Raw genomic sequence first — 3,298 nt, 5'->3', positions numbered from 1 at the left:
CGCTGACAGATACTGAACCACCAGAACGGATCGTGTTCTATTTTTGCTTTATTGGCACACTGGTTTCAGTGATTCCGATGTTCTGGCACTGGCGCCCTTATCATCTGACTGAACTGGCTTATCTGATTGCAGCAGGCGTTTTGGCTAATATCAGCTAGATCCTGATGTCCAATGCCTACAAGCTGGCACCTGCCGGACAGATCGGACCTGTCAACTATGTGGCGATCATCTTTGCCGGAATTTGGGGCTATATCTTCTGGAAAGAAATCCCCGATATTATGAGCCTGCTTGGACTGGCTCTGATTTTCTCAGCCATTTTGCTATGTAGTCCTCTATTACAAAACAGCTTTAAACGAAATCATCCGTCCTCTTAAAGGCAGCAATAAAAAAGCACCCGTAGGTGCTTTTTTAATATCCGGTGTTAGTGATACCAGCCGAACAGCTTGAACAGGTAGGGGACATAGGCAATGATCAGCATTGCTGGCAGTAATACAATTACTGGTAGAATCCAGCGTTCATAGCGGTAATAGAAGGACAAATGTCGTACCTCTGCATCTGCTTCTGCCACTTCAGCATCACCAATCGACTGCCGGGCCAGCAGATGATTCAATGCTACTGGTGGCGTCACATACCCCAGTTCAAAGCCAATCAGGGTGATCATCCAGAAATGTACCGGATGAATGCCATATTGGTACGCTACCGGCGCTACCGTTGCGGAAATCAGAATCACGGCGCCGAACGGATCCATGATCATGCCCACAAAGATCATCAAGCCAACAATCATGGTAATGACCAGAATCGTGCTGTTAATATCTGTCGGGAAAGCTTCCATGATTTCCAGACGCTCCAGCAAACCGCCAACGCTGACGGACAAAGCCATCAAAATGACCAGTGCACCGATATGCCCTACTGTTTCGCTGCTGGAAATATGCATGGATTTCCAGAAACCGGACTGACGTAAGGATGAACCAGGTGACGATTCAGGCTGTGCCGCTGTACCACCAATCCCATTCAGATTCATATTAAGACTTTCATCCCAATGTCCTACTGGTGGTATTGGTGCAGGCTGATGGCGCAGTTTGTCATACAGTACAATCATTAACAAAATGACTGGCATCATCACTGGTGCAGTAAACTCGTTCAGACTGGTCGACAATGCATATTTGTAGAACATCCAGATCAGTACAAAGATCACGATGTATGGAATCACAGCCAGGAAGGCACGACCTGATTGTGGTGCTGCTACGCCTGCTGGGGCAATACGAAACTTACTTTCAGCAAAAAACAGTGAAATTACCAGGAACAGGGTCGAACTTAGTAAGAATACATACACACCGTAGTGATACAGCAAGTCTGTCGTTACTTCTTTATTTAATGAGGCTACAACCACAATCAATAGACATGGACGTAATACGACACCCAGAGAACCCGACATGGCAGTAGCTGCCAAGGCAAACTGACGGCGACCGCCGGCATTCCAGACTTCCTTATAGATAATCGCACCAGCGGCAATGACGAAGATCCCTGATGCGCCGGTATAAGCGGTTGGCAATGCAGCTGCCAGCAGGATTAACCAGGTCAGGGTTTCCGGTGCCAGATTCCATGGACGCAGAATATTCAGGAACATATCCACGACACGGGTCTGTTTCAGCAACATGCCGGCCCAGATAAACAGCGCCAGGTTCAGGAAGATGCTAGAGAACTCGACCAGCTGACCTAGATAAATCCCTTGCCCCATTGGATAATCCATGAAGAAGGTAAAGTTAATCCCGGTACTGATGGCCATATAGGCATACAGCGGTACGCTCAGGAAAGCCAGACCAAAACTGCCGCCTTCACGGGTAGGCTTCGGCAACTTAATCACCTGGAACAAGCTGATCAGGGTTAAGGTGCTAAACAGAATCATCCACAGCCAGTAGATGTATTTCATCTCTCCCATGGCCACGCCAGAGTTCAGTACTGACTGATACTGGCTATAAGATGAGAATGCCAGGAAGGCATTAGCGACGAGCATAGCCAGTGTATAGACCCGGAAATCAATTTTGGTGGCTGGGCTGCGCAGGCCAATATGATGGGTTTTCAAGGTCGCACTGATGGCAGCAAATACCACCATAATCACCAGCAGCAATGCACGGTTTTCCACACCAAACTTGAACAGACCAAAGAAACTGGTTTCAAAGCTACGGTAAGCACGAATACTCGGATGAGCATTGATATGATTTATGGCTTGGGTATAAAAAGCATGAGACTCTTCACAAACCTGTTGCGCCTGCATGACTGCTGCACGTACATCCGCCTCGGAACGCACGCCAAAAAAATCGGCATATTCATCGGCAGCATCAGCTTTCATCTGCTGTTGGACACGGCTATCGACATCGATGTTCCGTTCACATTGCGGTCGGGTTGGTTCAGCACGTAGGAATGAATACTGCATCCCCGTAGCTGGGTCGCCATAAAGCCGTTCACCCATGCGCAGCAATTGCCCATGGATCATTTCACCCGTACCAATGACAAGAGTCAGTAACAGCAAGACCAGTACGACAAATGTCGAGATCCATTCTGTCCAGATATAACGCAACAGACCTATTCCCGATCTGTTTTCAGCATCATTTTGCATGTGTATTCCTATTGTTATTCTCTGGGAATGTCCACCATACTTGGATTCCCTTTTCCTTTGTCTTGTAAGTCCGATTTACAGACCAATCTGATTATTATGCTTCTGACTCTGCACCAGACTGTGCGAAATGAAAATGACAATTTACATTTTCTTTTTTGTTATTTATGCCAACTGCATCATTGATCCAGCCAGTAATTACCAATGATATATAGATTGGCCACTACAATCCCCCAGATCACACCCAGCAAATGCGCTTCAACCAGTACCGGACTACCAATCAATTGGGCCGTGCCCTCACTGCCGATGGTATTTTCCCAGACCAGCTTGGCAAAAATCAGAAACAATACCAAGGCTGCAAAACTGCGTTCTTTCTTATACAACAGATGCACACAGGCCACAGCGGCATACGCACCATGCAAGACACCCGACAGTCCAGCATAAGCCTCAATATCTGGCAGGAAATAATAAAAGCTAAGACTGATCAGCGGAGGCAAGACCAGTAGAATACTGACGAAGTTCCACACCGAAACACGTGGAAAGATAAAGGGCAAGCAGATAAAGGCCAGCATATTCAGGAAATAGTGCGTCCAGCCAACGTGCACCCAATGTGCCGTCCACAGCCGCCAGGGCTCACTTATCAGGCTAGCTTGCCAAAAGATAAAACTATCTTTAAATATCTGC

At 47.2% G+C, this 3,298-nt stretch carries 2 protein-coding genes and 1 pseudogene; 1 reads left to right on the top strand and 2 read right to left on the bottom strand.

The genetic code is table 11. From position 1 onward, the window contains the following. Positions 1-374: pseudogene (locus tag B4033_RS10285) on the top strand (DMT family transporter); the annotation flags it as partial. 47 nt (positions 375-421) lie between these two features. On the opposite strand, the gene B4033_RS10280 reads toward B4033_RS10285, so the two are convergent. Both B4033_RS10280 and rrtA read right to left on the bottom strand, forming a co-directional pair. Further along, positions 422-2,617, bottom strand: a complete 2,196-nt coding sequence (locus B4033_RS10280; RefSeq protein ID WP_286833677.1) for a TRAP transporter large permease subunit — start codon at positions 2,615-2,617, stop codon at positions 422-424. Between the two features lie 176 nt (positions 2,618-2,793). Beyond that, positions 2,794-3,298: rhombosortase (gene rrtA / locus B4033_RS10275; protein WP_286833674.1), on the bottom strand; the 505-nt coding region annotated here is incomplete at its 5' end.

It is taken from the genome of Acinetobacter sp. UBA3132, from assembly GCF_002364825.1.
Classification (GTDB): Bacteria; Pseudomonadota; Gammaproteobacteria; order Pseudomonadales; family Moraxellaceae; genus Acinetobacter; species Acinetobacter schindleri.
The sequence above is the reverse complement of the archived record's forward strand: the minus strand, read 5'-3'. Positions and strand labels throughout refer to the sequence as shown.